General features: G+C 45.0%; 36 protein-coding genes, 1 tRNA gene and 1 pseudogene. 9 read left to right on the top strand and 29 right to left on the bottom strand.

Annotated elements, in window-relative coordinates:
* Positions 1-12: 12 nt before the first annotated feature.
* From rpoA to Q0N89_RS04795, 29 genes are all read right to left on the bottom strand, one after another.
* Complete coding sequence (rpoA, locus tag Q0N89_RS04655) at positions 13-1,017, bottom strand: DNA-directed RNA polymerase subunit alpha (protein ID WP_078254893.1); 1,005 nt, start codon at positions 1,015-1,017, stop codon at positions 13-15.
* 24 nt (positions 1,018-1,041) lie between these two features.
* Entirely contained in the window at positions 1,042-1,683 is a 642-nt protein-coding gene (gene rpsD, locus Q0N89_RS04660) for a 30S ribosomal protein S4 (protein WP_078254894.1), read from the bottom strand.
* 12 nt (positions 1,684-1,695) lie between these two features.
* Entirely contained in the window at positions 1,696-2,088 is a 393-nt protein-coding gene (gene rpsK / locus Q0N89_RS04665; RefSeq protein ID WP_036364258.1) for a 30S ribosomal protein S11, read from the bottom strand.
* A gap of 20 nt (positions 2,089-2,108) precedes the next feature.
* Positions 2,109-2,465: a 30S ribosomal protein S13 gene (gene rpsM / locus Q0N89_RS04670; protein WP_078254895.1), complete on the bottom strand. Its 357-nt coding sequence runs from the start codon at positions 2,463-2,465 to the stop codon at positions 2,109-2,111.
* Between the two features lie 127 nt (positions 2,466-2,592).
* A complete protein-coding gene (gene rpmJ / locus Q0N89_RS04675; protein WP_049236838.1) occupies positions 2,593-2,709 on the bottom strand; it encodes a 50S ribosomal protein L36 in 117 nt (38 codons plus the stop codon).
* Positions 2,710-2,731: 22 nt separating this feature from the next.
* Positions 2,732-4,060, bottom strand: coding sequence for a preprotein translocase subunit SecY (gene secY, locus Q0N89_RS04680; protein WP_294033949.1), 1,329 nt, complete (start codon positions 4,058-4,060; stop codon positions 2,732-2,734).
* Between the two features lie 3 nt (positions 4,061-4,063).
* Positions 4,064-4,504, bottom strand: coding sequence for a 50S ribosomal protein L15 (gene rplO, locus Q0N89_RS04685; RefSeq protein ID WP_078254897.1), 441 nt, complete (start codon positions 4,502-4,504; stop codon positions 4,064-4,066).
* Entirely contained in the window at positions 4,504-4,683 is a 180-nt protein-coding gene (rpmD, locus tag Q0N89_RS04690; RefSeq protein ID WP_049236829.1) for a 50S ribosomal protein L30, read from the bottom strand. The genes rplO and rpmD overlap by 1 nt, the downstream gene beginning before the upstream one ends.
* A 17-nt stretch (positions 4,684-4,700) precedes the next feature.
* Positions 4,701-5,198: a 30S ribosomal protein S5 gene (gene rpsE / locus Q0N89_RS04695; RefSeq protein WP_294033953.1), complete on the bottom strand. Its 498-nt coding sequence runs from the start codon at positions 5,196-5,198 to the stop codon at positions 4,701-4,703.
* Positions 5,199-5,200: 2 nt separating this feature from the next.
* On the bottom strand, positions 5,201-5,551 hold the full coding sequence (gene rplR / locus Q0N89_RS04700) for a 50S ribosomal protein L18 (protein ID WP_078254899.1): 351 nt from the start codon (positions 5,549-5,551) through the stop codon (positions 5,201-5,203).
* A 12-nt stretch (positions 5,552-5,563) separates the two neighbouring features.
* A complete protein-coding gene (rplF, locus tag Q0N89_RS04705) occupies positions 5,564-6,097 on the bottom strand; it encodes a 50S ribosomal protein L6 (RefSeq protein WP_078254900.1) in 534 nt (177 codons plus the stop codon).
* 145 nt (positions 6,098-6,242) lie between these two features.
* The gene (gene rpsH, locus Q0N89_RS04710) at positions 6,243-6,641 is read right to left on the bottom strand and encodes a 30S ribosomal protein S8 (protein ID WP_078254901.1); all 399 of its coding nucleotides are present in this window, start codon (positions 6,639-6,641) and stop codon (positions 6,243-6,245) included.
* Positions 6,642-6,652: 11 nt separating this feature from the next.
* Positions 6,653-6,958, bottom strand: coding sequence for a 30S ribosomal protein S14 (gene rpsN, locus Q0N89_RS04715; protein WP_078254902.1), 306 nt, complete (start codon positions 6,956-6,958; stop codon positions 6,653-6,655).
* Positions 6,959-6,969: 11 nt separating this feature from the next.
* On the bottom strand, positions 6,970-7,506 hold the full coding sequence (gene rplE / locus Q0N89_RS04720; RefSeq protein WP_078254903.1) for a 50S ribosomal protein L5: 537 nt from the start codon (positions 7,504-7,506) through the stop codon (positions 6,970-6,972).
* A gap of 20 nt (positions 7,507-7,526) precedes the next feature.
* Positions 7,527-7,844, bottom strand: coding sequence for a 50S ribosomal protein L24 (rplX, locus tag Q0N89_RS04725; RefSeq protein ID WP_078254904.1), 318 nt, complete (start codon positions 7,842-7,844; stop codon positions 7,527-7,529).
* Between the two features lie 18 nt (positions 7,845-7,862).
* Entirely contained in the window at positions 7,863-8,231 is a 369-nt protein-coding gene (rplN, locus tag Q0N89_RS04730; protein WP_078254905.1) for a 50S ribosomal protein L14, read from the bottom strand.
* Between the two features lie 112 nt (positions 8,232-8,343).
* Positions 8,344-8,613 (bottom strand): 30S ribosomal protein S17, encoded by a 270-nt coding sequence (gene rpsQ / locus Q0N89_RS04735; RefSeq protein ID WP_078254906.1) that lies wholly within the window; start codon positions 8,611-8,613, stop codon positions 8,344-8,346.
* The gene (rpmC, locus tag Q0N89_RS04740) at positions 8,610-8,807 is read right to left on the bottom strand and encodes a 50S ribosomal protein L29 (protein ID WP_078254907.1); all 198 of its coding nucleotides are present in this window, start codon (positions 8,805-8,807) and stop codon (positions 8,610-8,612) included. Before rpmC ends, rpsQ begins: the two co-directional genes overlap by 4 nt.
* Positions 8,807-9,220: a 50S ribosomal protein L16 gene (gene rplP, locus Q0N89_RS04745; RefSeq protein WP_064603324.1), complete on the bottom strand. Its 414-nt coding sequence runs from the start codon at positions 9,218-9,220 to the stop codon at positions 8,807-8,809. The genes rpmC and rplP overlap by 1 nt, the downstream gene beginning before the upstream one ends.
* 3 nt (positions 9,221-9,223) lie before the next feature.
* Positions 9,224-9,946 carry a 30S ribosomal protein S3 gene (rpsC, locus tag Q0N89_RS04750; RefSeq protein WP_078254908.1) on the bottom strand — a complete coding sequence of 241 codons (723 nt, stop codon included), beginning with the start codon at positions 9,944-9,946 and terminating at the stop codon, positions 9,224-9,226.
* 2 nt (positions 9,947-9,948) lie between these two features.
* A complete protein-coding gene (rplV, locus tag Q0N89_RS04755; RefSeq protein WP_003656983.1) occupies positions 9,949-10,278 on the bottom strand; it encodes a 50S ribosomal protein L22 in 330 nt (109 codons plus the stop codon).
* 9 nt (positions 10,279-10,287) lie between these two features.
* Complete coding sequence (gene rpsS, locus Q0N89_RS04760; RefSeq protein ID WP_078254910.1) at positions 10,288-10,563, bottom strand: 30S ribosomal protein S19; 276 nt, start codon at positions 10,561-10,563, stop codon at positions 10,288-10,290.
* A 12-nt stretch (positions 10,564-10,575) separates the two neighbouring features.
* Positions 10,576-11,403 (bottom strand): 50S ribosomal protein L2, encoded by an 828-nt coding sequence (gene rplB, locus Q0N89_RS04765; RefSeq protein ID WP_078254911.1) that lies wholly within the window; start codon positions 11,401-11,403, stop codon positions 10,576-10,578.
* Between the two features lie 11 nt (positions 11,404-11,414).
* Positions 11,415-11,744, bottom strand: a complete 330-nt coding sequence (rplW, locus tag Q0N89_RS04770; protein WP_078254912.1) for a 50S ribosomal protein L23 — start codon at positions 11,742-11,744, stop codon at positions 11,415-11,417.
* Positions 11,741-12,343 (bottom strand): 50S ribosomal protein L4, encoded by a 603-nt coding sequence (rplD, locus tag Q0N89_RS04775; RefSeq protein WP_103034399.1) that lies wholly within the window; start codon positions 12,341-12,343, stop codon positions 11,741-11,743. Before rplD ends, rplW begins: the two co-directional genes overlap by 4 nt.
* Positions 12,344-12,354: 11 nt before the next feature.
* Entirely contained in the window at positions 12,355-12,993 is a 639-nt protein-coding gene (gene rplC / locus Q0N89_RS04780) for a 50S ribosomal protein L3 (protein ID WP_078254914.1), read from the bottom strand.
* Positions 12,994-13,045: 52 nt separating this feature from the next.
* Positions 13,046-13,357: a 30S ribosomal protein S10 gene (gene rpsJ / locus Q0N89_RS04785; protein WP_003656991.1), complete on the bottom strand. Its 312-nt coding sequence runs from the start codon at positions 13,355-13,357 to the stop codon at positions 13,046-13,048.
* Between the two features lie 556 nt (positions 13,358-13,913).
* Positions 13,914-15,548: an Rne/Rng family ribonuclease gene (locus Q0N89_RS04790; protein WP_294033985.1), complete on the bottom strand. Its 1,635-nt coding sequence runs from the start codon at positions 15,546-15,548 to the stop codon at positions 13,914-13,916.
* Between the two features lie 187 nt (positions 15,549-15,735).
* Positions 15,736-16,353, bottom strand: a complete 618-nt coding sequence (locus Q0N89_RS04795) for a nucleoside triphosphate pyrophosphatase (RefSeq protein WP_294033986.1) — start codon at positions 16,351-16,353, stop codon at positions 15,736-15,738.
* 169 nt (positions 16,354-16,522) lie between these two features.
* Between Q0N89_RS04795 and gatC the strand changes: the two genes are divergently transcribed.
* The 9 genes and pseudogenes from gatC (at position 16,523) to Q0N89_RS04840 (ending at position 25,296) form a co-directional block, all read left to right on the top strand.
* Positions 16,523-16,813 (top strand): Asp-tRNA(Asn)/Glu-tRNA(Gln) amidotransferase subunit GatC, encoded by a 291-nt coding sequence (gene gatC / locus Q0N89_RS04800; RefSeq protein WP_078254917.1) that lies wholly within the window; start codon positions 16,523-16,525, stop codon positions 16,811-16,813.
* Between the two features lie 48 nt (positions 16,814-16,861).
* Positions 16,862-18,340, top strand: coding sequence for an Asp-tRNA(Asn)/Glu-tRNA(Gln) amidotransferase subunit GatA (gene gatA / locus Q0N89_RS04805; protein WP_294033987.1), 1,479 nt, complete (start codon positions 16,862-16,864; stop codon positions 18,338-18,340).
* 33 nt (positions 18,341-18,373) lie between these two features.
* Positions 18,374-18,916: a GNAT family N-acetyltransferase gene (locus Q0N89_RS04810; RefSeq protein ID WP_294033988.1), complete on the top strand. Its 543-nt coding sequence runs from the start codon at positions 18,374-18,376 to the stop codon at positions 18,914-18,916.
* Positions 18,917-18,927: 11 nt separating this feature from the next.
* Positions 18,928-20,397, top strand: a complete 1,470-nt coding sequence (gene gatB, locus Q0N89_RS04815) for an Asp-tRNA(Asn)/Glu-tRNA(Gln) amidotransferase subunit GatB (protein ID WP_294033989.1) — start codon at positions 18,928-18,930, stop codon at positions 20,395-20,397.
* 61 nt (positions 20,398-20,458) lie between these two features.
* Positions 20,459-21,205, top strand: coding sequence for a hypothetical protein (locus tag Q0N89_RS04820; protein ID WP_294033991.1), 747 nt, complete (start codon positions 20,459-20,461; stop codon positions 21,203-21,205).
* A 611-nt stretch (positions 21,206-21,816) separates the two neighbouring features.
* Positions 21,817-22,032 (top strand): annotated as a pseudogene (locus tag Q0N89_RS04825) (DMP12 family DNA mimic protein); the annotation flags it as partial.
* Between the two features lie 174 nt (positions 22,033-22,206).
* Entirely contained in the window at positions 22,207-23,676 is a 1,470-nt protein-coding gene (locus tag Q0N89_RS04830; protein ID WP_294033992.1) for an aminotransferase class III-fold pyridoxal phosphate-dependent enzyme, read from the top strand.
* 192 nt (positions 23,677-23,868) lie between these two features.
* Positions 23,869-23,945 (top strand) — tRNA-Pro (locus tag Q0N89_RS04835).
* 163 nt (positions 23,946-24,108) lie between these two features.
* Complete coding sequence (locus tag Q0N89_RS04840) at positions 24,109-25,296, top strand: integrase arm-type DNA-binding domain-containing protein (RefSeq protein ID WP_294033993.1); 1,188 nt, start codon at positions 24,109-24,111, stop codon at positions 25,294-25,296.
* Positions 25,297-25,302 lie beyond the last annotated feature (6 nt).

Raw genomic sequence — 25,302 nt, forward strand, 5'->3', positions numbered from 1 at the left:
GTATCCTTAAAATTAGCGGCTACGATAAGAGAAACGATCATCGACACGCAAATCACTTGGCGGCCAGTTTTCTAGACGCATACCAAGTTCAAGATTCTTAGATGCCAACACATCTTTGATCTCGGTCAATGATTTCTTACCTAGATTTGGTGTCTTAAGCAGTTCAGTTTCTGAACGCTGTACCAAATCACCGATGTAATAAATGTTTTCAGCTTTCAAGCAGTTTGCTGAACGAACCGTTAGCTCAAGATCATCAACTGGACGAAGTAGTACAGGATCAATCTCTTCTTTTTCTTTGATTGGCTCAGGTGCTTCTTCTGCTTCTAGATCTACAAAGATAGCGATTTGCTGTTGTAGAATAGTCGCAGCTTTGCGAATAGCTTCTTCTGGGTCGATCGTGCCGTTCGTTTCAAGCTCGATAATTAGCTTATCAAGGTCGGTACGCTGTTCAACACGAGCATTCTCAACATCATAAGCAACACGCAAAATCGGACTAAAGCTAGCGTCAAGTTTTAGACGACCAATCACCTTCGAATTTGCATCTTCACGACGCTGATTTGCAGGCTCATAACCACGACCAGTCACCACACGCAGGCGCATCTTCAGATGGCCACGCTCACTCAATGTACCAAGCACCAAGTTTGGATTGGCGATTTCGACATTATGTGGTAGTTCTAGGTCTGCAGCAGTTACAACACCTGCACCCTTTTTATCCAAAGTCAAATAAGCTTCATTCTGGTCATGCAGGATAATTGCCAACGATTTTAGATTTAATAGCAAATCCAAAACGTCTTCTTGCAAGCCTTCTAGGGTAGAATACTCATGATCTACGCCTTCGATTTCAGCTTCAACTACCGCTGCACCAGACAATGAAGAAAGCAGAATGCGACGAAGAGCATTACCAAGGGTATGCCCAAAACCGCGTTCTAACGGCTCGAGCGTGACCTTTGCAGTCGTTTCATTAACCGTGTCCACGTTAATCGCGCTCGGTGTTAGAAACTCAGTTGCATTTGTCATAGTGTCACCTCGATTTAATTCGGATTATTTAGAATATAGCTCAACAATCAAGTGTTCGTTGATTTCAGCAGGCAATTCGCTACGCTCTGGCGCAGATTTGAAAGTACCTTGTAGTTTGCTGTGATCAACTTCCAACCATGCTGGAATGCCACGCTGAGTCGCAAGTTCAACTGCGTTTTTGATACGAAGTTGTTCTTTTGATTTTTCGTGAACAGCAATCACATCACCGTCTTGAACTTGAATTGATGGAATGTTTACACGAACAAACTCATCACGACCTGCTTTTTTAAGCAAGATAGCACGGTGGCTAACCAACTGACGCGCTTCTGCACGAGTAGCACCAAAGCCCATGCGATATACAACGTTGTCAAGGCGACGCTCAAGGGTTACTAGTAGGTTTTCACCAGTAGCACCACGCTGACGAGCAGCTTCTTTATAGTAGTTAGAGAACTGACGCTCTAGTACGCCGTACATACGCTTAACTTTTTGCTTTTCGCGAAGCTGTGATGCGTATTCAGAAGTTTTATTTTGGCTGTTGCCATGCTGACCAGGTACACGACCTGCTTTCTTAGTCTTCACATCGTAAGCTTTAACGCCTGATTTCAATTGAAGATCAGTGCCTTCACGACGTGATAGTTTTAGTTTTGGACCAATATAACGGGCCATAAGTCTATCTCCTTAAACGCGGCGTTTCTTAGGTGGGCGGCAGCCGTTGTGTGGAATTGGTGTTACATCGCTGATGCTGTTAATTTTATAACCCAATGCACCTAATGCACGAACCGCAGACTCACGACCTGGTCCTGGACCTTTAACCAAGACATCGACATTCTTAACACCATATGTTTCTTGAGCAGCTTTACCAGCTACTTCAGCTGCAACCTGTGCAGCAAATGGTGTAGATTTGCGTGAACCGCGGAAGCCTTGTCCACCAGAAGTGGCCCAAGCCAATGCATTACCTTGACGATCAGTAATCGTTACAATGGTGTTATTAAAAGACGCATGAATGTGGGCGATACCTTCAGATACCGAACGACGAGCCACTTTTTTGCGGCTACGAGTGTCTTTTGCCATCTTTTAGCTTCCTAAGTTAGTTACTTTTTAATTGCTTTGCGTGGACCTTTACGGGTACGCGCGTTAGTTTTAGTACGTTGACCATTTACAGGCAGACCACGACGATGGCGAAGACCACGGTAGCAACCCAAATCGACCAAACGCTTGATGTTCATTGAAACTTCACGACGAAGGTCGCCTTCAACTGTGTAGTTTGCAACTTCTGCACGAACAGCATCCAGTTGTGAATCATCTAACGAACCAATTTTGGTAGTTTCAGCGATACCAACTTTAGCAAGGATTTGCTTAGCAGTGGTACGACCGATACCAAAAATGTAAGTTAGCGAAATCACAGCATGTTTGTTGTCCGGAATGTTTACACCGGCAATACGAGCCATTGATTTCTCTCCATTAGCACAAATGCAAGTGCATTTGCTAAGTATTAACCGCTATCAAAAATGATAGCATGGCAAGAAGCGGATAATACATTATCCGCTACCAAATATCAAGTATTAATTTGTAAAATTAACCTTGACGTTGTTTATGACGTGGTTCCGCACTGCAGATCACAAGGACTTTGCCTTTGCGACGAACAATTTTGCAGCTACCACAGATTTTTTTGACAGATGCTTGAACTTTCATGTCATGCTCCTAAAGCTCATCACTAATGCGATGATTTGATTAACGCTTGATCATGGTATTGATGTGACATCAAGTGTGCTTGAATCTGCGAAATAAAGTCCATCAGTACAACAACCATAATCAATAGCGAAGAACCACCCAATGGGATTGGTATATTGAATGAAAACTGAATAATCATTGGCATTAAGCAAATGACAGTCATATACATTGCACCAATAAAGGTGAGTCGGTTTAAAACAAAATCTAGGTATCGCTTGGTTTGCATCCCTGGGCGGATACCAGGAATATAGGCACCACTACGCTTCAAATTCTCAGCAACTTCTGCAGGATTAAACATCAATGCTGTATAAAAATAACAGAAAAAGATGATCATCAATGCAAAAAGCAACAAGTAAAGTGGCTGACCCGGCTGCAACACCAAAGAGATGTTTTGCAGAACCTCTTGGGTTAAGGTCGGATTATCAACACCACTAGTCCATTGTCCCAAACTTGCAGGCAAAAGCAATAGCGAACTTGCAAAAATTGCAGGAATGACACCAGCCATATTTAGCTTTAGTGGCAAATGTGATTGCTGCTGAGCATAGACCTTACGACCTTGCTGCTGCTTTTGAGCATAATTTACAGGCACACGACGCTGTGCACGCTCAATAAACACAATTGCGGCAACCACAGCCAAGCCAAGTGCGGCAAAAATCAAGATAACAATCATATTCATGTCTTGACTTAGAGCCTGTGAAATCATGCTTGGCGCTGAAGCAATGATGCTGGCAAAAATCAGCATGGAAATACCATTGCCAACACCTCGTTCAGTGATTTGCTCACCCAACCACATCAAGAACATTGAACCTGCCACTAAAGAAGCGACAGCAGGGATATAAAATCCAAGCCCCGATGTAATGGTCAGACCACCAGCAATCAAACCTGTGCACATGCCAATCGCCTGAACCAACGCCAATGCTAAAGTACCTTGGCGAGTATACTTATTTAGAATGCGACGACCAGCTTCACCTTCTTTTTTAAGCGCATCAAGCGAAGGTATCACGGTAGACATCATCTGCACCACAATCGATGCAGAAATGTAAGGCATAATACCCAATGCCATGATTGACATGCGCTCCAATGCACCTCCCGAGAACATGTTAAACATGCCCAAGAAAGTGTTTTGATTGCGTTGGAAGAACTGAGCTAAACCATTGGGATCCATACCTGGAATAGGGATATGCGAACCAAGACGATAAACAATCAACGCCCCAAGCAAAAAAAGCATACGATTCCACAGCTCATCGTATTTACGAATGAAAGCCAGTGGATTTAAAGGCACGCCTCGGCGAGACGATGATTGCTTAGACATAGATTACTCCTCGACGCTGCCACCAGCAGCTTCGATTGCTTGTTTTGCACCTTTAGTAACTTTTACGCCTTTAAAGGTCAATGCGCGAGTTACTTCACCTGATAGGATGATGCGTGCACGCTTCATATCACCACGAATGATGTTAGCAGCTTTCAAAGTTTCAACGGTAACTACGTCACCTTCAACTTTGTTTAGCTCAGATAGACGAACTTCAGCAGTTGTCATAGCAATCTTTGACGTAAAACCAAATTTTGGCAAACGACGGTAGATTGGCATTTGACCGCCTTCAAAACCCGCAGGAATGCTAGAGCCTGAGCGTGAAGTTTGACCTTTGATACCGCGGCCACCAGTCTTACCAATACCAGAACCGATACCACGACCACGACGAAGTGCTTTTTTCTTAGCACCTAGTGCTGGTGATAGTTCATTAAGCTTAAGACCCATTACGCTTCCTCCACTTTAACCATGTAGATCACACGATTTACCATACCACGAGTTGAAGGAGTATCTTCCACTTCTACAGTATGACCAATGCGACGCAGTCCCAAACCTTTAAGACAAGCTTTGTGGCTTGCCAAACGATGGGCGCTCGACTTTACTTGAGTAACTTTCATTTTTTTCATCGTAACTCACCTATTTCTTAGCCCAAAATTTCTTCAACAGTTTTACCGCGCTTAGCAGCGATTTGCTCTGGTGAAGTCATATCACGCAGACCTTTGAATGTTGCTTGTACAACATTTGCTGCATTGGTTGAGCCATAGCATTTTGCCAATACGTTTTGAACGCCAGCAACTTCAAGTACAGCACGCATTGCACCACCAGCAATAACGCCGGTACCTTCTGATGCAGGTTGCATATATACTTTTGAAGCACCATGACGAGCGTTGATTGGGTGTTGGATGGTTGTGCCATCAAGATCAACAGTGATCATATTGCGTTTAGCAGCTTCTAGTGCTTTTTGGATAGCAGCAGGCACTTCACGTGCTTTACCACGACCAAAACCAACGCGACCATTGCCATCACCAACAACAGTTAGTGCTGTGAAAGAGAAGATACGACCACCTTTGACCACTTTTGCAACGCGATCAACGGCAACCAATTTCTCAACCAAACCTTCAGTTTGTTCTACTTTTGCCATGATTAAAACTCCAATCCGTTCTCGCGAGCAGCGTCAGCCAAAGCTTTTACGCGGCCATGATATTTAAAACCACTACGATCGAATGCAACTTTGGTAATGCCAGCAGCTTTTGCACGCTCAGCAATTAGAGCACCAACAGCTTTAGCCGCTTCAACGTTGCCAGTTGAACCTGAACGTAGGCTTGCATCCAAAGTTGAAGCTTGAGCAACAACAACACCGCCAGTTGGCGAGATGATTTGAGCATAGATATGGCGTGGTGTGCGGTTAACAGTCAAACGGTTAACACCAAGATGACGGATATGAGCACGGGTTTTTTTGGCACGACGTAGGCGTGCTGATTTTTTATCAAACATGATTACCCACCTTTACTTTTTCTTAGCTTCTTTACGAAGAACAACTTCATCGCTATAGCGAACACCTTTACCTTTATAAGGCTCTGGTGGACGGAAGCTACGAATTTTAGCAGCAGCTTGGCCAAGTTTTTGCTTATCGCTTGATTTTAGAACGATTTCAGTTTGGCTTGGGCTTTCTGCGCTAACGCCTTCTGGAAGGGTGTATTCGATTGGGTGAGAGAAGCCTAAGCTTAGGTTAACTTTGTTACCTGCAACTTGTGCACGATAACCAACGCCGATCAACTGTAGGCGGCGTTCGAAACCTTCGCTAACACCTTTAACCATGTTGTTAAGAAGTGCACGCACTGTACCAGTGTGCATCCACGCTTCTTTAGTGTCAGCAACTGGAGATAGTGTTACGACACCTTCTTCTTGTTTTAGCTCGACCAATTCATGCAGGCTCAAAGACAGAGTACCGTTTTTGCCTTTGACCTCAACCTGCCGATCGTTCAAAGTAACGCTTGTACCAGCTGGTAGCGTTACTGGGGCTTTAGCCACACGAGACATAGGAATTTCCTTCAAATGAAAATTAAACTACCAGAAATTGGTAGTCACAAAAAAACTAACAGGCATTAAAGCCTGCTAGTTTAACATATTTACGCTTAAGAGTAAACCTTAAGTGTAATAATTTTGTAAGCATCACGCTTAGGGATTATGCAACTAGTGCAATAACCTCACCACCGATACCTGCAGCGCGAGCAGCACGATCACTCATGATGCCTTTGCTGGTAGAGATGATAGCAACACCAAGACCTTTTTTGACGCTTGGTAGCTCATCTTTACCACGATATTGACGAAGACCTGGACGGCTGAAACGCTTCAATTGCTCGATAACGCCTTTGCCTTGGTAGTATTTAAGTTCGATGGTTAGAACTTTTTTACCGTTTTCCACTTCGCTTACTTCTGCAGAAGTCAGATAGCCTTCAGCAACTAGTAGATCAGCGATTGATTTACGAAGTTTTGAAGCTGGCATCTGTACAGATGGTTTGTTTCGTGATTGTGCGTTGCGAATGCGAGTTAACATATCAGCAACTGGATCTTGCATACTCATAGCTTAACTCCTTACCAGCTAGCTTTACGAACGCCAGGCACATCGCCTTGCATTACATATAGACGCAACATGTTGCGAGATAGACCAAATTTGCGGAAATAGCCGTGTGGACGACCAGTTACACCACAACGATTGCGTAGACGCACAGGTGATGCGTTACGTGGTAGAGCTTGTAGTGCTAGCATTGCATCTAGACGCTCTTCTTCGCTTGCATTTACATCACTGATGATAGCTTTTAGCTTAGCACGCTTTTCGGCATACTTAGCGACGGTTTTTTCGCGTTTTAGTTCGCGATTGATCATGCTCTTTTTGGCCATAACGTTTTACCTTATCTAAATGGGAAGCCGAATGCTTTTAGCAATGCACGACCTTGATCATCGTTTGCTGCGGTAGTTGTGATAGTTACATCCAAACCACGGATACGGTCGATTTTATCAAAGTCTACTTCAGGGAAAACGATTTGCTCTTTGATGCCTAGCGAGTAGTTGCCACGACCATCAAATGCTTTTGCTGAAAAACCACGGAAGTCACGAATACGAGGAATTGCAATGGCAATTAGACGATCTAGGAATTCGTACATTTGATCGCCACGCAAAGTAACTTTACAGCCAATTGGCCATTCTTCACGAATTTTGAAGCCTGCAACTGATTTGCGTGCTTTGGTAACAACAGGTTTTTGACCAGCGATAGCGGTCATGTCTGTCAAAGCACCTTCTAGTAATTTTTTATCTTGTGCTGCACCACCAACACCCATGTTTAGAGTGATTTTAGTGATTTTTGGCACTTGCATGACATTTTCTAAGCCAAGCTCTTCTTTGATTTGCTGCTTTAGCTTGTCATTGTATAAAGATTTTAATCTTGCCATTACTATTTACCCTTAGTCTCTTATGCAGTCGCCACTACTTCACCAGTTGAACGATAGATGCGTTGTTTCACGCCTTCTGCATTCACTTGGTAAGCAACACGATCTGCTTTTTGGGTTTTTGCGTTAAAAATCGCAACATTTGAAATGTGTAGGAAAGCTTCTTGCTTAACGATGCCACCTTCTTTACCTAGCATTTGGTTAGGTTTTTGGTGTTTAGTTACAATGTTAACGCCTTCAACTTTTACACGGTCCGCTTTCACCGCCAAAATTGTGCCTTGCTTGCCTTTATCTTTGCCAGCAATCACAACCACGGTGTCGCCTTTACGTAACTTTGCCATAATAAGCCTCTAATACAATTACAGTACTTCTGGTGCAAGTGATACAATTTTCATAAATTGCTCACCGCGTAGTTCACGAGTAACAGGTCCAAAAATACGAGTAGCGATTGGCGCTTTGTTGTTGTTCAACAATACAGCAGCATTGTCGTCAAAACGAAGCACTGAACCATCTGGGCGACGAACGCCTTTTTTGGTACGAACTACAACCGCATTCATCACGTCACCTTTTTTAACACGGCCACGTGGAATTGCATCTTTTACTGTTACTTTGATGATGTCGCCAACAGATGCATAACGACGATGAGAACCGCCCAGTACTTTGATGCACTGTACGCGTTTTGCACCACTGTTGTCTGCAACTTCCAGCATTGTTTCAGTCTGAATCATCGCATTACTCCATATAATAAAGCAATAAAAGCCATTCGCCGTCAGAGATCTGACAGATGAACACCTAAAAAGATGTACATTATACAGGCAAATGGCTTAAATTGCAAATAACTTAAATTTTTACCGCAGCCTCAACCACATCTACCAAAGCCCAAGTTTTGGTCTTTGAGAATGGACGGGTTTCTTTGATGCGTACGATATCGCCTTCTTGACAAACATTATTCTCGTCGTGAGCTTTTAGTTTGGTAGAACGGCGAACTTGTTTGCCATACATAGGGTGACGGATTTGGCGCTCAACCAACACCACGATAGACTTGTCCATCTTGTTGCTGATTACTTTGCCAGTTACAACGCCAACTTCTTGAGTGGTGTTCTCGCTCATGCATCACCTCGTTGTTTTTCGTTGATCAGAGTCAAAATCTTAGCGATGGTACGACGATTCGCTTTGATTTCGTGAGTGTTGCCAAGCTGACCCGTTGCTTTTGCCATACGCAGACGAAATGCATCAAGTTGCTTTTCGTCAAGCAATTGAGCCAACTCTTCTACTGATTTTTCGCGTAATTCGTTGGTTTTCATTACATAATCGTCCGTTTAACAATGGTGGTCTTGAATGGAAGCTTAGCAGCCGCTAGCGTTAGCGCTTCACGGGCTAGCTCTTCGCTAACACCTTGGATTTCATAAAGCATTTTGCCTGGCTTGATTTCTGCTACCCAGTACTCAACAGGACCTTTACCTTTACCCATACGAACTTCCAATGGTTTTTCGGTAATTGGTTTATCTGGGAATACACGGATCCAGATTTTACCACCACGCTTGATGCGACGAGTGATTGTACGACGAGCAGCTTCGATTTGACGAGCAGTCATACGACCACGACCGATAGATTTTAGACCAATTTCACCAAAAGCAACTGTGTTACCACGCTGGGCTAGGCCAGTGTTACGACCTTTGTGCATTTTGCGAAACTTGGTACGTTTTGGTTGTAACATATCTTAACCTCTGTCTGTGTTGCGGCGGTTAGTACGGCCACGGCGTTTTGGTGCACGAGCTTTGTCTTCAACAACTGGGTTGTAAGCACTGTTCATGCCATCTAGGATTTCACCACGGAAAATCCAAACTTTAACACCGATAGTACCGTAAGTGGTTTCTGCACGAACTGTTGCATAGTCGATATCAGCACGAAGTGTGTGTAGTGGCACACGACCTTCACGATACCACTCAGTACGAGCGATTTCAGCACCGCCTAGACGACCTGATAGTTCAACTTTGATACCTTGTGCACCAGCACGCATACTGTTTTGAACAGCACGCTTCATCGCACGACGGAACATCACACGACGCTCAAGCTGGCTTGAGATACCTTCTGCTACTAGACGAGCGTCTAGGTCTGGAGAGGTGATCTCTTGGATGTTAACCTGTGCAGGTACGCCCATCAACTTGGTCAATTCTTTTTGTAGGCTTTCGATGTCTTCGCCTTTTTTGCCAATGATGACACCAGGACGAGCACTGTGAATGGTGATTTTTGCTGCACCAGTAGGACGCTCGATATTGATGTGACTTACCATTGCACCTTCTAGTTTTTTGCGTAGGAAAGCACGAACTTGGAAGTCGTTTAGCAGATACTCAGAGTATTGCTTTGGGCTTGCATACCAGTTTGCATTGTGCTTTTTGATAACGCCTAGACGGATACCAATTGGATGTACTTTTTGACCCATGATTATTCCCCTACTTTAACAGTGATATGGCAAGTGCGTTTGCTGATGCGATCAGCACGACCCTTGGCACGGGGCATAATACGCTTCAAAGTGATGCCTTCATCAACATAGATGGTAGTAACACGAAGCTTGTCGATGTCAAGACCATTGTTGTGCTCAGCGTTAGCAATCGCTGAATCTAGGCATTTCTTAACCAATTTAGCACCTTTTTTGTTGCTGAAGGTAAGAATGTCTAAAGCGCGTTCAATTGGCTTACCACGAACTTCGTCCGCAACCAATCTTACTTTTTGTGCCGAAATGGCGGCACCACGTAATTTTGCAGTTACTTCCATGGTAGCACCTTATCTCTTAGATTTCTTATCAACGCCATGACCGCGATATGAACGGGTCGGAGCGAATTCACCTAGTTTATGACCAACCATTTGTTCGTTCACAATCACTGGCACATGAGTGCGACCGTTGTGAACTGCGATGGTTAGACCTACCATTTGTGGTAGAATCATCGAGCGACGTGACCAAGTTTTGATCGGTTTGCGGTTGTTGCTCTCTAGAGCGTCTTCAACCTTGGCAAACAAATGCGCATCGATAAATGGACCTTTTTTCAATGAACGAGGCATGAAACTTTTCCTTTATTTCTTGGCACGACGGCGACGGATGATCATACTGTCAGTACGCTTGTTAGAACGAGTCTTAAGACCCTTAGCTTTCTGACCCCATGGGCTAGTTGGGTGCTTACCGAAGTTACGGCCTTCACCACCACCGTGTGGGTGGTCAATCGGGTTCATCGCAGTACCACGAACGGTAGGACGAACACCACGCCAGCGTGCTGCACCTGCTTTACCTAGTGATTTTAGGTTGTTTTCAGTGTTTGATACTTCACCAATTACCGCACGGCAGTTAGCGTGGATACGGCGAGTCTCACCTGAACGCAAACGAACGATCACATAAGCACCATCACGACCTAGCAACTGAACTGCTGCACCAGCTGAACGAGCGATTTGCGCGCCTTTGCCGATTTTTAGTTCGATGTTGTGGATCACAGTACCAACAGGAATATTCTTAAGTGGCAAGCAGTTACCTGGACGGATTGGCGCTGCTTCACCTGATACTACTTGGTCGCCTACGCTCAATTTCTTTGGAGCGATGATGTAGCGACGCTCACCATCTGCATACTTAAGTAGTGCGATGTGTGCGGTACGGTTTGGATCGTATTCAATACGCTCAACAACAGCTGGGATACCGTCTTTGTTGCGTTTGAAGTCAACTAGACGATAGTGTTGCTTGTGACCACCACCGATGTGGCGAGTAGTAATACGACCGTTGTTGTTACGACCACCAGTTTTAGCTTTTGATTCAACAAGCGGTGCATATGGACGACCTTTGTAAAGGTGTGGATGCACTACTTTCTCAACAAAGCGGCGACCTGGTGATGTAGGTTTTGCTTTTACGATAGGCATTTTGTTAATCCTTATTCGTTAGTCGCTGTTTCACTAGTGATTTCTTCACCAGCACCGATTTGTACGTCTGAACCAGCTTTTAGGGTTACATACGCTTTTTTGATGTCGTTACGCTTACCAACAACACGGCCAAAACGCTTAGTTTTGCCTTTGATGTTTAGCGTGTTTACTTTAACAACTTCAACACCTTCAAACATTAGCTCAACAGCTTGTTTGATTTCTTTTTTGGTAGCTTTGCCATCAACTTTGAAAACCTGCACACCAAGCGTATCACCTAGGCGTTGAGATTTTTCTGAAAATACAGGTGCTTTTAGTACCTGATATAGTCTTGCGTTGCTCATGCAAGTGTCTCCTCAAATTGTTTGGCTGCTTCAACAGTCATAATTACTTTGTCAAAAGAAACCAAGCTTACTGGATCAACTTCACGAGTACCCAATACATTCACATATGGGATATTGCGTGCAGCTAGGTACAAGTTTTCGTCAACTTCGTGAGTTACGATCAATGCACGCGGTGCGTTTAGGTCAGCCAATTTAGCAACCAATTCTTTCGTTTTTGGTGAAGAAACAGTGATGTCATCAACCAATACCAAACGCTCTTGACGCACTAGCTCAGCTAAGATGCATTGCATTGCACCACGGTACATTTTACGGTTCACTTTTTGTGACCAGTCTTGTGGCTTAGCAGCGAATGCACGACCACCGCCAACCCAGATAGGGCTACGGATAGAACCAGCGCGTGCACGGCCAGTACCTTTTTGACGCCATGGCTTTTTGCCACCGCCAGAAACTTCGCCACGAGTTTTTTGTGCACGAGTACCTTGACGAGCACCAGCCAAATAAGCGGTAACTACTTGGTGTACCAAGGCTTCATTGAACTCACGGCCGAATGCGACCTCAGAAAGCTCAACCGCTGCACCTGTAACAGTTTTTAAATTCACGTTTAATCCCCTTAGGCTTTAACTGACGGACGTACGATAACATCGCCACCGTTGGCACCTGGAACAGCACCCTTGATGACTAGTACACCTTTTTCGGCGTCAACTGAAACAATTTCCAAGCCTTGAACGGTAACACGCTTGTTACCCATTTGACCTGGCATTTTTTTGCCTTTGAAAACGCGACCTGGGGTTTGGTTTTGACCTGTAGAACCCAATACACGGTGAGAAACAGAGTTACCGTGAGTTGCGTCTTGTGTGCGGAAGTTGTGACGCTTCACACCACCTTGGAAACCTTTACCCTTGCTTTGACCAGTCACATCAACCAACTGACCAACTTCAAAGATATCAGCTAGGATATTGCCGCCAACTTCGCGACCTTCTAGGTCAGCTTCTTCTGCGCGGAATTCCCAAACACCACGACCAGCGGCTACGCCAGCTTTTGCGAAGTGTCCTTTTTGAGCAGCAGTTACGCGGCTGTCACGACGCTCACCTGTGGTGATCTGAATCGCGTTATAGCCATCGGTGTCTACTGTTTTGATTTGCGAGATGCGGTTGGCATCAACCTCAACCACTGTCACAGGGATTGAAACGCCTGCTTCAGTGAAGACTCGGGTCATGCCGCATTTTTTACCGACTAAACCAATCGCCATTTTAGACCTCATTTATATTAAAAGTTAATAGTTCAAACCAGACTTATGTTCATTAGCCCAAAGCGATCTGAACATCAACACCAGCAGCTAGATCTAGCTTCATCAGTGCATCGACAGTTTTGTCAGTTGGTTGCACGATGTCGATCATACGCTTATGGGTGCGAATTTCGTACTGGTCACGAGCGTCTTTGTTGACGTGTGGTGATGTCAATACGTTGAACCGCTCAATACGAGTCGGCAACGGTACAGGACCGCAAACTTGTGCACCTGTACGCTTTGCAGTATCGACAATCTCTTGTGCCGACTGGTCAATCAGACGATGGTCGAACGATTTTAGTCGGATACGGATTCTCTGGTTAGCCATGCCAACAAGCTCCTAATTAAGTGCTTTATAAACTTCCATCTATGCGTTTATTGCGTTTTAGACTTCAGTTAAACCGTTAAAATTTGTTCTCGAAAATCTGAAAACAAAATAATCCTATCCCTGCCAACCTTGCATAAGAACGCTGGTAGCAGGGGTGTTTTGTTCAATAGTGCCAAAATCGATGCTTTGGCTGTGGCGTTGACTTGGTACTTCCTCAACTGTTGAACATTGGTTCATTCATGAAGTAAACTTTTGATTCATTTGGCAAATTCTGCCATCAAAAGCGCAACGCAATATAATGATGGTGCGTATTATACACGAAAATTGGCACAATGCAAGGTATTTATTGGCTTTTTGTGCGTTTTTCGCTAAGTTTTTTGTGGATTTTACAAAAGGCAAACAAAGTGTTGAATTTGGTTAAATTTTAATCAATTTGCCACTATCGTTATCAATGATTGTGTATATTGATACATTTATTAATTTAATAAAATTTCTCAATCTTTAAAACAATATTAATTTAACCAATTACTTTTTGTAATTTACTATAAAATATTAATCAATCCAGTGCAATGTTATACTGCTCTTGTTGGTACAAAGGTTCAATCTCAAAACGGATTGGCTTACCAATCAGATATTCCAAATCAGCCACGGTGTTCGCTTCGCTTGAGAGCATCAAATCAATCACGGCACTATGTGCGATGACGGTGAACTGTCGTGGTGCATTAAAGGTGCGTGCATAACGCATGATTTCACGAAAGATTTCAAAGCAGACAGTCTCTGCGGTCTTGATATAGCCCTTGCCTTCACAGACGGGGCATGGCTCGCACAGCTGTTGTGGCAGCGACTCTCGGGTACGCTTGCGTGTCATTTCAACCAATCCAAGCTCACTGACCTGCGTGATATTGGTTTTGGCATAGTCATACGACAGCTGTTCTTGTAAGCTTGCCAAGACATCCGCTCGGTGTGCTTCTTCGAGCATATCAATGAAATCTAGAATAATAATCCCGCCCAAGTTTCTTAGGCGAATCTGCCTTGCGATGACTTGTGTGGCTTCTAGATTGGTCTTATAGACTGTATCTTCGAGTGAACGCGCGCCGACATATGAGCCTGTATTGACATCGATGGTGGTCATCGCTTCGGTTTGATCGATAATCAGATAGCCACCAGACTTGAGATCAACACGGCGTTTTAGGGCGTTTTGGACATCTTCTTCGACACGATACAGGTCAAATAACGGCACTTCGCCCGCATAATGCGCTACCATCGGCGCAATCGATGGTACAAACTCACGAGCAAAATGCGCCACTTCGTGATATACCGCTTCGTGGTCGATGAGCACTTTGGTGGTTTTTTCGTTTACTAGGTCACGAATACAGCGTAGCGGCAGGGACAGCTCTTGATAGATGAGTTCGGATTTTTTGTTTGAGTGTAATTTGGCGGCGGCTTGGCGTGCCAAAATCGTACGCCACAGTTGCACGAGATAATAAATATCTTCTTCAAGCTTAATGTCGCTGACCTTTTCGGCGGCGGTGCGCGCGATGAGTCCACCGTTCAGCTTGGCAGATTGCAACAGTTCGGTCAAGACAGTCTTGAGCCGTGTACGCTCATCACTCTCTTCGATACGAATGGAGACGCCGACATATTCATCACTGGTCGGCAGATAAACCAAATAGCGTGATGGTAATGAGATATTGGTCGTCAGGCGAGCACCCTTTGTGCCGAGCTCATCTTTGATGACCTGCACCAAGATACGGTCGCCTTCTCTCAAGCGATATTGGATCAGATCTGTGCTTGGTATGGATTTTTTGACGACGGCAAGTGATTTGACATCAGTGACAGCACTGTGCCCTTGCTCAAGCTCGCTTTGGGCTTGGCTAGGGCTTAGGCTTGTAGGGCTTTGGGCGATGGCAAGCCGTGTGATGGCGGTCGTTGGCATCTCATCACTGCTGTCGGTGGCTCGCTTGGGTTTTTGCATATCATTGGCGTGCAAAAACGCGGTGCGTGCTTGCCCAATATCCACAAACGCCGCCTGCATCCCTGGTAGCACTCGCACCACCGTGCCCAGATAAATATTACCCACCAAGCCAAGCTTTTGGTGGCGTTCGATTAAGATTTCGCTTGTAATGCCATCGGTAAGCACCGCTACCCGAGATTCCATCGGGGTATAATTAATTAATAACTCTTCTGACATTTTTTACTCAATTTTTATAATTTTAACATTCTAAATCGCTATTAATTATAGTAAGCGATATTGGGGATTTATGCAAGGTAAAGCGATACAGCTTGCGTACAGCGTGCATGGTGCTTGATTGGTGCTCAAGCGTATGACTTAAGCCACTATCGGTACTTGTAATTGATGCTTGTGGTGTTTTACTTTATTAATCCGCTTTTGGGCAGTCAAGCATATCATCTAGCGCCTGCACCACCTGTGCAAGTGGCAAGCCAACCACATTGGTATAGCTACCGTGGATCGCTCGTACCCATGCTGCTGCACCGCCTTGGATGGCATACGCTCCTGCCTTATCTTGTGGCTCGCCTGACTGCCAGTAGCTTATCTTTTGGGCATCACTTAGGCGGACAAACTCAACCTGTGTCCGCTCGCACAAATAACGCTGATCAATGCACGCACCCTGTGAAAGGCGAGTCAAACAAACAGCCGTCCAAATCTCATGCGTCGTATCTGATAACCTATCCCACATCCGATAAGCATCTGCTTGATTGACAGGCTTGGTCAAGACTTCACCATCATCAAGCACGCCAATGGTATCGGCAGTGATGACAATGCACTCACTTGGCAAAGTCGCATCCGCCATCACCGCATCGGCTTTGGTCATCACCATACGGCGAATATAGGCATCTGCCGTCTCGCCTGCCAGCCACGATTCATCGATATCCACACCCACCGTCATAAACTCAATCCCTGCTTGGCTAAGCAGCTCTCTACGGCGCGGTGATGTCGATGCTAGGATGATGGCTGGGCGTGTGACTGTGTTCATGCGGATTAATCCAGTGTCGGCTTAAAAGTGTGGCAATTATCCACCTTTTCATAGACTTGGTCAAATCAAATCGTCATCAGCACAGATTTCTATCCATCTCTTTGTACTCATGGCAAGCTATGGTACAATGGTGCTGATTTTTTTCTTATTTTTATCTCAAGGAAAAACCATGAGCCAACTTACTTCGGACGATATCCTATCGGTTGCCAATTTGGCACGCCTAAAAGTGGATGACAACCTAGCAGCCGACTACGCCAAAGACATCAGCAAAATCCTAGCGATGATGGATATCTTAAGCTCGGTCAATACCGACGGCGTCGCCCCACTTGCCAATATTCACGAATCTAGCCAAACCCTGCGTGCCGATGTGCCGACCACCGACATTGACCGCACCGCCAATCAATCCGTTGCACCAAGCACAGCAGATGGCTTGTACCTTGTACCACAAGTGATTGAATAATTGAATAGTTTGATTAAAATTCGTGATAATTAACACTTAGGACACTCCATGTCAAATCTACACACCTTATCTGTTGCCGAAATCGCATCAGGTCTTGCCAATAAAGACTTTAGCAGTCTTGAGATTACTACACAGTTGCTTGGTCGTATTGATAAACTGAATAAAGAGCTAAACAGCTTTATCACCATCAGCGCCGAACAAGCCCTAGAAAACGCCAAAGCCGCCGATACCCTGCGTGCAGGTGGCGATACTCGTGCGCTACTTGGCGTACCGATGGCACACAAGGACAATCTATGCACCCAAGGTGTCTTGACCACCTGTGGCTCAAAGATGCTGTATAACTTTGTCTCGCCTTATAACGCCACATTGGTGGACAATGTCGCCAATGCAGGCTTTATTAGCCTAGGTAAGCTGAACATGGATGAGTTCGCCATGGGCTCGGATAACGAAAAATCGTACTACGGTGCGGTGCACAATCCTTGGGATTTAAGCCGTGTACCCGGTGGCTCATCAGGTGGCTCGGCAGCAGCTGTGGCAGCAAGCCTAGTACCTGTGGCGACAGGCTCAGATACTGGTGGTTCTATCCGTCAGCCGGCAAGCTTTTGTGGTATCACAGGCATCAAGCCAACCTATGGCCGTGTCTCTCGCTATGGCATGATTGCCTATGCGTCAAGCTTTGACCAAGCAGGCTCATTTGGTAAATCTGCCCTAGACTGCGCCTATCTGCTCCAAGCCATGTCAGGCTATGATGCCAAAGACTCAACCAGCATCGCCAAAGATGTGCCTGATTGGGTCGCTGAAATCCACGCATCACGCACTACCGACAAGCCATTGGCAGGTCTAAAAATCGGCGTGCCAACCGAATACTTCGGCGCAGGTCTCAATGATGAAGTAGCAAGCACTGTCAAAGCTGCTCTCGCTCAGTACGAAGCATTGGGCGCAACGCTTGTGGATATTCACCTAACCAGTCCTGAAATTACCCTTGCCACTTATTATCTACTCGCCCCTGCTGAAGCCAGCTCAAACCTATCTCGCTTTGATGGTGTACGCTTTGGCTATCGCTGTGAGAGTCCAAAAGATTTGCAAGACCTATATACACGCTCTCGCTCTGAAGGCTTTGGCTCAGAAGTACAACGCCGTATCATCATGGGCACTTATGCACTATCGGCGGGCTATTTTGATGCTTATTATGTCAAAGCCCAAAAAGTGCGTCGTCTGATTGCCGAAGACTTTGCCAAAGCCTTTGCAGACTGTGATGTCATCGCAACGCCAACAGCGCCGACCACCGCTTATCAAATCGGTGCAAGTCTATCACCATCTGAAATCTACATGGGCGATGTCTATACCATCGGTGTGAACCTAGCCGGTCTGCCTGCCATCAGCCATCCGATTGGTTTTGATACCAAAGGCTTGCCAGTAGGCTTACAGCTGATTGGCAATCATTGGCAAGAAGGCAAGCTTTTGACCACAACTGATGCTTATCAGCAAGTGACTGATTATCACAAGGCTGTGCCAACGATTGGCTAATCATCGATAACGAGCAACCACAAGGATAAGGACATGGGCAAAGAAGCGATAAGCACAAACATCGTGGTTCGACCAACCGAACCCTACGACCATCAAGGGCTGTATGAGCTATATCAGCACCCTGCTGTCTATCGCCAGACGCTTGCTTTGCCTAGCCAATCCTTGCACAGCTGGGAAAAACGGCTGTCTGCCATCCCAAGCCATGTACATTCGTTCGTGGCACTATTTGATAATGATGACGAATATCGCATCGTGGGTAATGTCGCCTTGACCATCGAGACTGCCATGCGTCGCCGTCATGCAGGCTCAATCGTCATCGCCGTCAGCCCTGATAATCACGGACAAGGCATTGGCACGATGCTGATGCAGACCATCATTGATTTGGCGGATAATTGGCTTGGCTTATCCCGACTGGAATTGCAAGTTTATACCGATAACACGCCTGCGATTGCCTTGTACGAAAAATTTGGCTTTGTCAGCGAAGGCACACTACGACACTATGCCTACCGTGATGGCAAGCTGTGCGATTTATATATGATGGCGAGAACCAACACTCCGTCAGATACCAATGAATAAGAGAACCAACCATGAGTAATCAAGCCCCCCTAATTGACGGCTATGAAGTCGTCATCGGCATTGAAATTCACTGCCAATTAAACACCGAAAGTAAAATTTTCTCAAATGCACCGACTGCCTTTGGTGCAGAGCCAAACACCCAAGCCACCATCGTTGATTTGGGCTTTCCGGGTGCATTGCCTGTACTCAACGAAGGCGTGATTGAGCGTGCGCTCAAATTCGGTCTGGGCGTCAATGCCGAACTGGGTATGTACAACACCTTTGACCGCAAAAACTATTTTTATCCCGATTTGCCAAAAGGCTATCAAACCACCCAAATGGCAAATCCTATCGTCGGCAAAGGCTACATCGACATCCTAGTCAATGCCGGTGAAAAAAACGAATACACCAAGCGTATCGGCATCACCCGTGCCCACCTAGAAGAAGATGCCGGTAAATCCGTGCATGATGCTGTGCCTGCCATGACCGGTGTGGATTTGAACCGTGCAGGCACGCCACTTATCGAAATCGTCTCCGAACCTGATATGCGCTCGGTTGGCGAAGCGGTGGCTTATGTCAAAACCATCCATGAGCTCGTGACTTGGCTGGGTATCTCTGACGCCATCATGGCAGAAGGCTCATTCCGTGCTGACATCAACATCTCAGTACACAAGCCAAATACGCCATTTGGCACACGCTGTGAGCTTAAGAACCTAAACTCATTCCGCTTTATTGAGCGTGCCATCAAATCAGAAATCGAACGCCAAATCGATGTCATCGAAGATGGCGGTAAAGTCGTGCAAGCCACTCGCCTGTATGACCCAGAGCGTGACGAAACTCGTGCGATGCGTACCAAAGAAGAAGCCAATGACTATCGCTACTTCCCATGCCCTGACCTATTGCCTGTGGTGATTAGTGATGAGACTTTGGCAAAGGTCAAAGCCGATATGCCAGAGCTACCAAGCGTGCGTAAAGAGCGATTTGTCAATGAGCTTGGCTTATCGACTTATGATGCCAATGTCTTAAATGGCAGCCGTGAATTGTCTGATTATTTCTTGGAGGTCATTGCCATTATTGGTAAAGACCATGCCAAGATTGGGGCAAACTGGGTCATGGGTGAATTGTCAGGGGCGTTAAATAAAAATGAACTGACCGTTAGCCAATCACCGATTAGCGCCGAGCGTCTGGCGGGGATGATTACTCGTATCACGGACAACACCATCAGTGGCAAAATCGCCAAAGAAGTGTTCGGCTATCTGTGGGAATCTGACAAATCAGCCGATGACATCATCGCCGAGCATGGACTCAAACAAGAAACCGACACAGGCGCCATCGAAGCCATCATCAAAGAAGTGCTTGCAAACAACCAAGCGATGGTGGATGAATATAAAGGCGGTAAAGAAAAAGCCTTTAACGGCTTGGTCGGTCAAGTGATGAAAGCCTCTCGCGGCAAGGCAAACCCAGCCCAAGTCAATGAACTGATGAAAAAGCTGATTGGTTAATCAACTAAGCCCCAAATACTGTGTGTTTGGGGCTTTTATTAGAGTGAGTTTAAGGATTCTTATGTCAAAAGAAAAATTGTGCCAATCCAATGATAAATTACCACAATTTTTATCATTTGATTTTTCTAAGCATCAAATTTACCCAGAATTTCAAAATAATTACCCATCATTGGATGATTATTATTTAGCACTTGTCAATATCATTCCACATCATTTTGAAAGTTATGCAATCATTTTACATCCAATTGGTTATCATCAACATGAGCAATACATAGAACCAAAAACCAATAACAGAAAGTCAATATTCAAAGCATTTGGCGTATTAACAAATGACGATATTAAATTGGATCATGCGGATGATTTGTATCGTATGGAAGGTGAGTTAATGGAAAACAATTGCAAAATATCTCGTCTTTCAAAATACAATTTACTGTATTTAGGTGAATGTTCTGATGTGCAATATAACTTTATTATCAATACTCTAAAAAAATTGGTTAATAATGACATCTACTATTATTATGAACTTTTGAAAATTATCTGTTATTCAGAATACGATTATCGCAACATATCCGAGCTATTATTTAAAGGCGAGATATTAACGCATCAAGAAGTGCAACAGTATTCAAAAATATTCACACAGCCAAGCATGCTGTTTGACAAGAGTGAAACATGGGTTATCGCAACTAATCACGATATACCCTATACATTTATTGGTGGGGACAAATCTTTTGTAGAGAAATTTTTGAATGCTGAATACGATATTTATCCGATTGAACCAAAATATCAATGGATTAAGAAAATTGATTAGCATTGTTATACAATAAACGCTTTACCACCGACCTTGATTAATCATGAAAAAGTTTAATTTTTGTACTTAACCTATTTTTATTCGTGTCATGCTGGTTAATTTATCCTAAATTACCCTTGTCACTGACACACTATTTGCAAATCAAACAAGGCGATCAACTAGTTGCAAATTTGCACAATTATCAAACACAACATTCAATGCTGCCCGATGAATTTGATTGGCAGACTTTAGCCAATCTTGGGTTCGAGATGACCGATGGTACCAATCCTCAATATAAAAAAATCAGTAATACACACTATCAACTAATTTTTATAAAAGGATTTGGCTGCCCGTATTTAATGTATGATTCCGATCAACAACAATGGAAAGTTTCTTGTTAATTTTAAACAAGTTTTGCTCAGATTCTTGATGAATACGACTTGGATTATATGGCAAAACATACCAACTCAATAGGACAACCTATGCCGCCACAGGACAGACTATGTACCATTTTTTGTTTAGATAAATCAGTGCATTTGGATGATGAATATACGCAAATGATTGATTGGGCGTATCAACACCCAAATAGCGATACTGTATTAATACTTAACGAATAAACCGTTGCAGACTACGCACAAAAAGGTCTTTGGCATCTGATTGCCCAAGAAACCGACTATCAGTTGCTTGGTGCTTGGGAAGATGATTGGATTTTTGATGTTGATGTGATGACAGCCATCATTCAAGCGTTGGAGCATTCTGAATTTCAGCAAGATGAAATTGCCCTAAAAATCATACAAATACTTCGCTATGCGATATCTCATCAGCAGTCTGTTGTTTTTTATTTATGACAATTCAAGCATCAGTATAATTATCAACCGCCCACAACTTTTTGGCATTACACCATAACAAATTTTCCACCCCAAAAGCTGTCTTTGGCAATATTTCATGATACACTAACAAAAAGTTTGGAGATAAATTCCCAAAATTTTGATAGATAAATCAGATAGCCAAGGAGTGGAACTATGTCGGCACTAGACACTTTATCCGTATTGCGAGCACACGGGGGTATGGTTTGTACAGGATTGGACGATGCGACCATTGAGCGATTTGCAAGCTGTACGCCTGAACTCACCCAAGCCATCGATGATGCGCTCACTCGCTATCAAGACATCAAAGCCCATTATCCTGAGTTGCTCGCACTGGATGAGCAGGCGCAGATTGACGCTATCCAAGATGGCTTTGTCAATTTTTATGCCAGTGATTCTGTCAATCCCTATGTTGCCCTATCTGCTTGTGGCTCGTGGATTATCACGCTCAAAGGCGCTGTGCTGTATGACACCGGTGGCTATGGGATGCTTGGCTTTGGGCATACGCCTGATGCGGTTATCCAAGCGATGGCAAAACCACAAGTCACCGCCAATATCATGACACCAAATCTTGCCCAATATCGGCTTATCCAAGCACTCAAACAAGAAATCGGACAAACCCAAAACGGCTGTCCTTATACTGGCTTTATGTGCCTAAACTCAGGCTCAGAAGCGGTCGGACTTGCTACACGCATCATCGATGCTCATGCCAAACGCCAAACCGACGCAGGGGCACGCCATGCCGGTAAGGTCATCAAGCGTCTGACCATCAAAGGCTCATTTCACGGACGCACCGACCGCCCTGCTCTGTACTCAAACTCAAGCCGTAGTAGCTATGACAAATATCTGGCCAGCTACAAAGATGAAGACAGCGTCATCACCGTCGCACCGTATGACATCGATGCACTCAAAGCAGTCTTTGCCGATGCTGATGCCAACGGCTGGTTCATCGAAGCGATGCTGATGGAGCCTGTGATGGGCGAAGGCAACCCAGGGCGTAGTGTGCCACGAGCATTTTATGATGCTGCACGAGCCTTGACCCGTGAGCATGGTAGCCTGCTACTCATCGACTCAATCCAAGCAGGTCTGCGTACCACAGGCTATCTGTCGATTGTGGATTCGCCTGAATTTGAGGGCATTGAACCACCTGATTTTGAGACCTATTCAAAGGCCATCAACGCAGGGCAATTCCCCCTATCCATCCTAGCCATGACCGACTATGCCAGCGGTGAATATCAGCGTGGGCTGTACGGCAACACCATGACCACCAATCCACGCGCACTGGATGTCGCCTGTGCGGTGCTGGCTGGTATGACAGATGATGTGCGTGCCAATATCGTCCATCAAGGCAAACAAGCGATTGCTAAGCTTAGCACCCTACAAACCAAGCTTGGTGATGCCATCACCAATGTGCAAGGCACGGGGCTACTGTTCAGCTGTGAGCTACATCCACGCTACAAGGCTTATGGCACAGGCAGTGTCGAAGAGTGGCTACGCTTGCATGGTATTGGTGTCATTCATGGCGGTCAAAACGCCCTGCGCTTTACGCCACAGTTTGGCATCAGTGATGACGAGCTCGATTTGGTGATGGAGAAGCTTGAGCAAGCCTTGCAAGCGATGGCATAAGCATCGCTTTGGCATCTTGTTAATCATTTCAATCCAATCATATCAAGACCAAGCCAATATATCCGCTTGGTCTTTTTATTGGAATTATCAATCATCCTGCCGATGTCAATTGATCAATCACTCAACGACTACGCACGAAAATCGCATAAAACCCTTGCTAATTTGGCAAAATCCGCTACAATATACGGCAATCGGGGTGTAGCGCAGCTTGGTAGCGCACTTGCATGGGGTGCAAGGGGTCGCGAGTTCAAATCCCGCCACTCCGACCATATTACATTTTCAGGGTGTTGCATTATGTGTAACACCCTTTGTATTTCAAGGCTTTTAGCGGTTTTGTGGTATCTATGATACAGTATGCAACCATTGTAAACAATGAAAAATGTTGGTATCATCGTTGGTATCGGTTTTTGTGATACCAACAAAGGGGCTAAAATGCTGACTGATACCGCCATTAAAAAGCTGAAACCATCCGACAAATGCACACATGGCAAAGTAGATAAATACACCGATGGGAACAGCTTACAATTATGGGTAAGACATACAGGCGTAAAGTCATGGGTGATTGCCTACCGATGGCATGGCAAACAGCAAAGCATGACCATTGGCACATATCCAACTATCAGCCTACAGCAGGCACGCATACACGCCCTATCAATCAAAGAGAAAATCAAACAAGGCATTGACCCAAAGCACGCCAAGCCAACAGCGGTGCTATTTGGTGATGTGGCAAATGATTACCACGCCAAAAGAAACCCCAACAACCCCGACAATGCAGGCAAACACACCGTAACTATTGGCACATACAACAGGGATTACAGAGCGTATATTAACGACATAGCCCCAAAGCTTGCCCATATCGATATACAAGCCATCACGCCTGCAATGGTGCTAGATGTGGCAAAGACGATAGAGAAACGGGGAGCGGGTGACATGGCAAGCCGTTCAATACGCCAAATAGGGGCGATATACCAACACGCCATACACAAAGACCAATTCAACGGCGTATCACCGCATACAGGGCTAGAAAAGCAACTAGGCAAACGCCAAAAGCGTAACTATGCACGCATTGAATTTCATGAACTCAACGCCCTATTTGCTGATATTGAAAATTCCAACTGCCAACCATTAACCAAGCTTGCTTTTCGGTTTCTTTGTTATACCTTTGTGCGCACCAAAGAAATGCGGTTTATGACATGGGGCGAAATTGATTTGCAGGCGTGTTTGTGGCGTATTCCTGCCAAGCGTATGAAAATGCGTAAAGACCACATTGTCCCACTATCAAGCCAAGCCATACAGATACTACAGACCATCAAGGCTATGGGGCTAAGTGATGAATTTGTTTTTTTCAATCCATCATCACGCAATGTTATCAGTGAAGCCATTTTGACAGCATCACTCAAAAGGCTAGGTTGGCAGGACAAAATGACGGGGCACGGCTTTAGGGGATTGGCAAGCACCACACTACACGAACGCCAATACAATCACGATGCCATAGAATTGCAGTTAGCACACACAACAGGCAATGCCACTACACAAGCCTATGACCACGCCAAACACATCCCCTACCGCCAACTGTACCGGTCAACTATTTTCAAACAACCCCTAAGAGGGTTTTGTTAAAAAACT

Source organism: uncultured Moraxella sp., from assembly GCF_945873075.1.
Lineage (GTDB): Bacteria > Pseudomonadota > Gammaproteobacteria > Pseudomonadales > Moraxellaceae > Moraxella.

Coding starts and splice junctions, on each gene's coding strand:
- gatC (WP_078254917.1), top strand. CDS start 16,523: ATGAGCCAACTTACTTCGGACGATATCCTATCGGTTGCCAATTTGGCA.
- rplF (WP_078254900.1), bottom strand. CDS start 6,097: ATGTCTCGTGTGGCTAAAGCCCCAGTAACGCTACCAGCTGGTACAAGC.
- rplP (WP_064603324.1), bottom strand. CDS start 9,220: ATGTTACAACCAAAACGTACCAAGTTTCGCAAAATGCACAAAGGTCGT.
- Q0N89_RS04810 (WP_294033988.1), top strand. CDS start 18,374: ATGGGCAAAGAAGCGATAAGCACAAACATCGTGGTTCGACCAACCGAA.
- rpsM (WP_078254895.1), bottom strand. CDS start 2,465: ATGGCTCGTATTGCCGGTGTAAACATTCCGGACAACAAACATGCTGTG.
- rpsE (WP_294033953.1), bottom strand. CDS start 5,198: ATGGCAAAAGTAGAACAAACTGAAGGTTTGGTTGAGAAATTGGTTGCC.
- rpsD (WP_078254894.1), bottom strand. CDS start 1,683: ATGGCCCGTTATATTGGTCCAAAACTAAAACTATCACGTCGTGAAGGC.
- secY (WP_294033949.1), bottom strand. CDS start 4,060: ATGTCTAAGCAATCATCGTCTCGCCGAGGCGTGCCTTTAAATCCACTG.
- rpsJ (WP_003656991.1), bottom strand. CDS start 13,357: ATGGCTAACCAGAGAATCCGTATCCGACTAAAATCGTTCGACCATCGT.
- rpmJ (WP_049236838.1), bottom strand. CDS start 2,709: ATGAAAGTTCAAGCATCTGTCAAAAAAATCTGTGGTAGCTGCAAAATT.
- rpmD (WP_049236829.1), bottom strand. CDS start 4,683: ATGAAAAAAATGAAAGTTACTCAAGTAAAGTCGAGCGCCCATCGTTTG.
- rplV (WP_003656983.1), bottom strand. CDS start 10,278: ATGGAAGTAACTGCAAAATTACGTGGTGCCGCCATTTCGGCACAAAAA.
- rplE (WP_078254903.1), bottom strand. CDS start 7,506: ATGGCAAGATTAAAATCTTTATACAATGACAAGCTAAAGCAGCAAATC.
- rplC (WP_078254914.1), bottom strand. CDS start 12,993: ATGGCGATTGGTTTAGTCGGTAAAAAATGCGGCATGACCCGAGTCTTC.
- rpsQ (WP_078254906.1), bottom strand. CDS start 8,613: ATGAGCGAGAACACCACTCAAGAAGTTGGCGTTGTAACTGGCAAAGTA.
- rplN (WP_078254905.1), bottom strand. CDS start 8,231: ATGATTCAGACTGAAACAATGCTGGAAGTTGCAGACAACAGTGGTGCA.
- rpsN (WP_078254902.1), bottom strand. CDS start 6,958: ATGGCCAAAAAGAGCATGATCAATCGCGAACTAAAACGCGAAAAAACC.
- rpmC (WP_078254907.1), bottom strand. CDS start 8,807: ATGAAAACCAACGAATTACGCGAAAAATCAGTAGAAGAGTTGGCTCAA.
- gatA (WP_294033987.1), top strand. CDS start 16,862: ATGTCAAATCTACACACCTTATCTGTTGCCGAAATCGCATCAGGTCTT.
- rpsK (WP_036364258.1), bottom strand. CDS start 2,088: ATGGCAAAAGACACTCGTAGCCGCAAAAAAGTGGCTCGTCGTTCGGTA.
- rplW (WP_078254912.1), bottom strand. CDS start 11,744: ATGAGCAACGCAAGACTATATCAGGTACTAAAAGCACCTGTATTTTCA.
- rplR (WP_078254899.1), bottom strand. CDS start 5,551: ATGTTTGATAAAAAATCAGCACGCCTACGTCGTGCCAAAAAAACCCGT.
- Q0N89_RS04830 (WP_294033992.1), top strand. CDS start 22,207: ATGTCGGCACTAGACACTTTATCCGTATTGCGAGCACACGGGGGTATG.
- rpsH (WP_078254901.1), bottom strand. CDS start 6,641: ATGAGTATGCAAGATCCAGTTGCTGATATGTTAACTCGCATTCGCAAC.
- rpsC (WP_078254908.1), bottom strand. CDS start 9,946: ATGGGTCAAAAAGTACATCCAATTGGTATCCGTCTAGGCGTTATCAAA.
- Q0N89_RS04790 (WP_294033985.1), bottom strand. CDS start 15,548: ATGTCAGAAGAGTTATTAATTAATTATACCCCGATGGAATCTCGGGTA.
- Q0N89_RS04840 (WP_294033993.1), top strand. CDS start 24,109: ATGCTGACTGATACCGCCATTAAAAAGCTGAAACCATCCGACAAATGC.
- rplX (WP_078254904.1), bottom strand. CDS start 7,844: ATGGCAAAGTTACGTAAAGGCGACACCGTGGTTGTGATTGCTGGCAAA.
- Q0N89_RS04795 (WP_294033986.1), bottom strand. CDS start 16,353: ATGAACACAGTCACACGCCCAGCCATCATCCTAGCATCGACATCACCG.
- rpsS (WP_078254910.1), bottom strand. CDS start 10,563: ATGCCTCGTTCATTGAAAAAAGGTCCATTTATCGATGCGCATTTGTTT.
- rpoA (WP_078254893.1), bottom strand. CDS start 1,017: ATGACAAATGCAACTGAGTTTCTAACACCGAGCGCGATTAACGTGGAC.
- gatB (WP_294033989.1), top strand. CDS start 18,928: ATGAGTAATCAAGCCCCCCTAATTGACGGCTATGAAGTCGTCATCGGC.
- rplB (WP_078254911.1), bottom strand. CDS start 11,403: ATGCCTATCGTAAAAGCAAAACCTACATCACCAGGTCGCCGCTTTGTT.
- rplO (WP_078254897.1), bottom strand. CDS start 4,504: ATGGGTCTTAAGCTTAATGAACTATCACCAGCACTAGGTGCTAAGAAA.
- Q0N89_RS04820 (WP_294033991.1), top strand. CDS start 20,459: ATGTCAAAAGAAAAATTGTGCCAATCCAATGATAAATTACCACAATTT.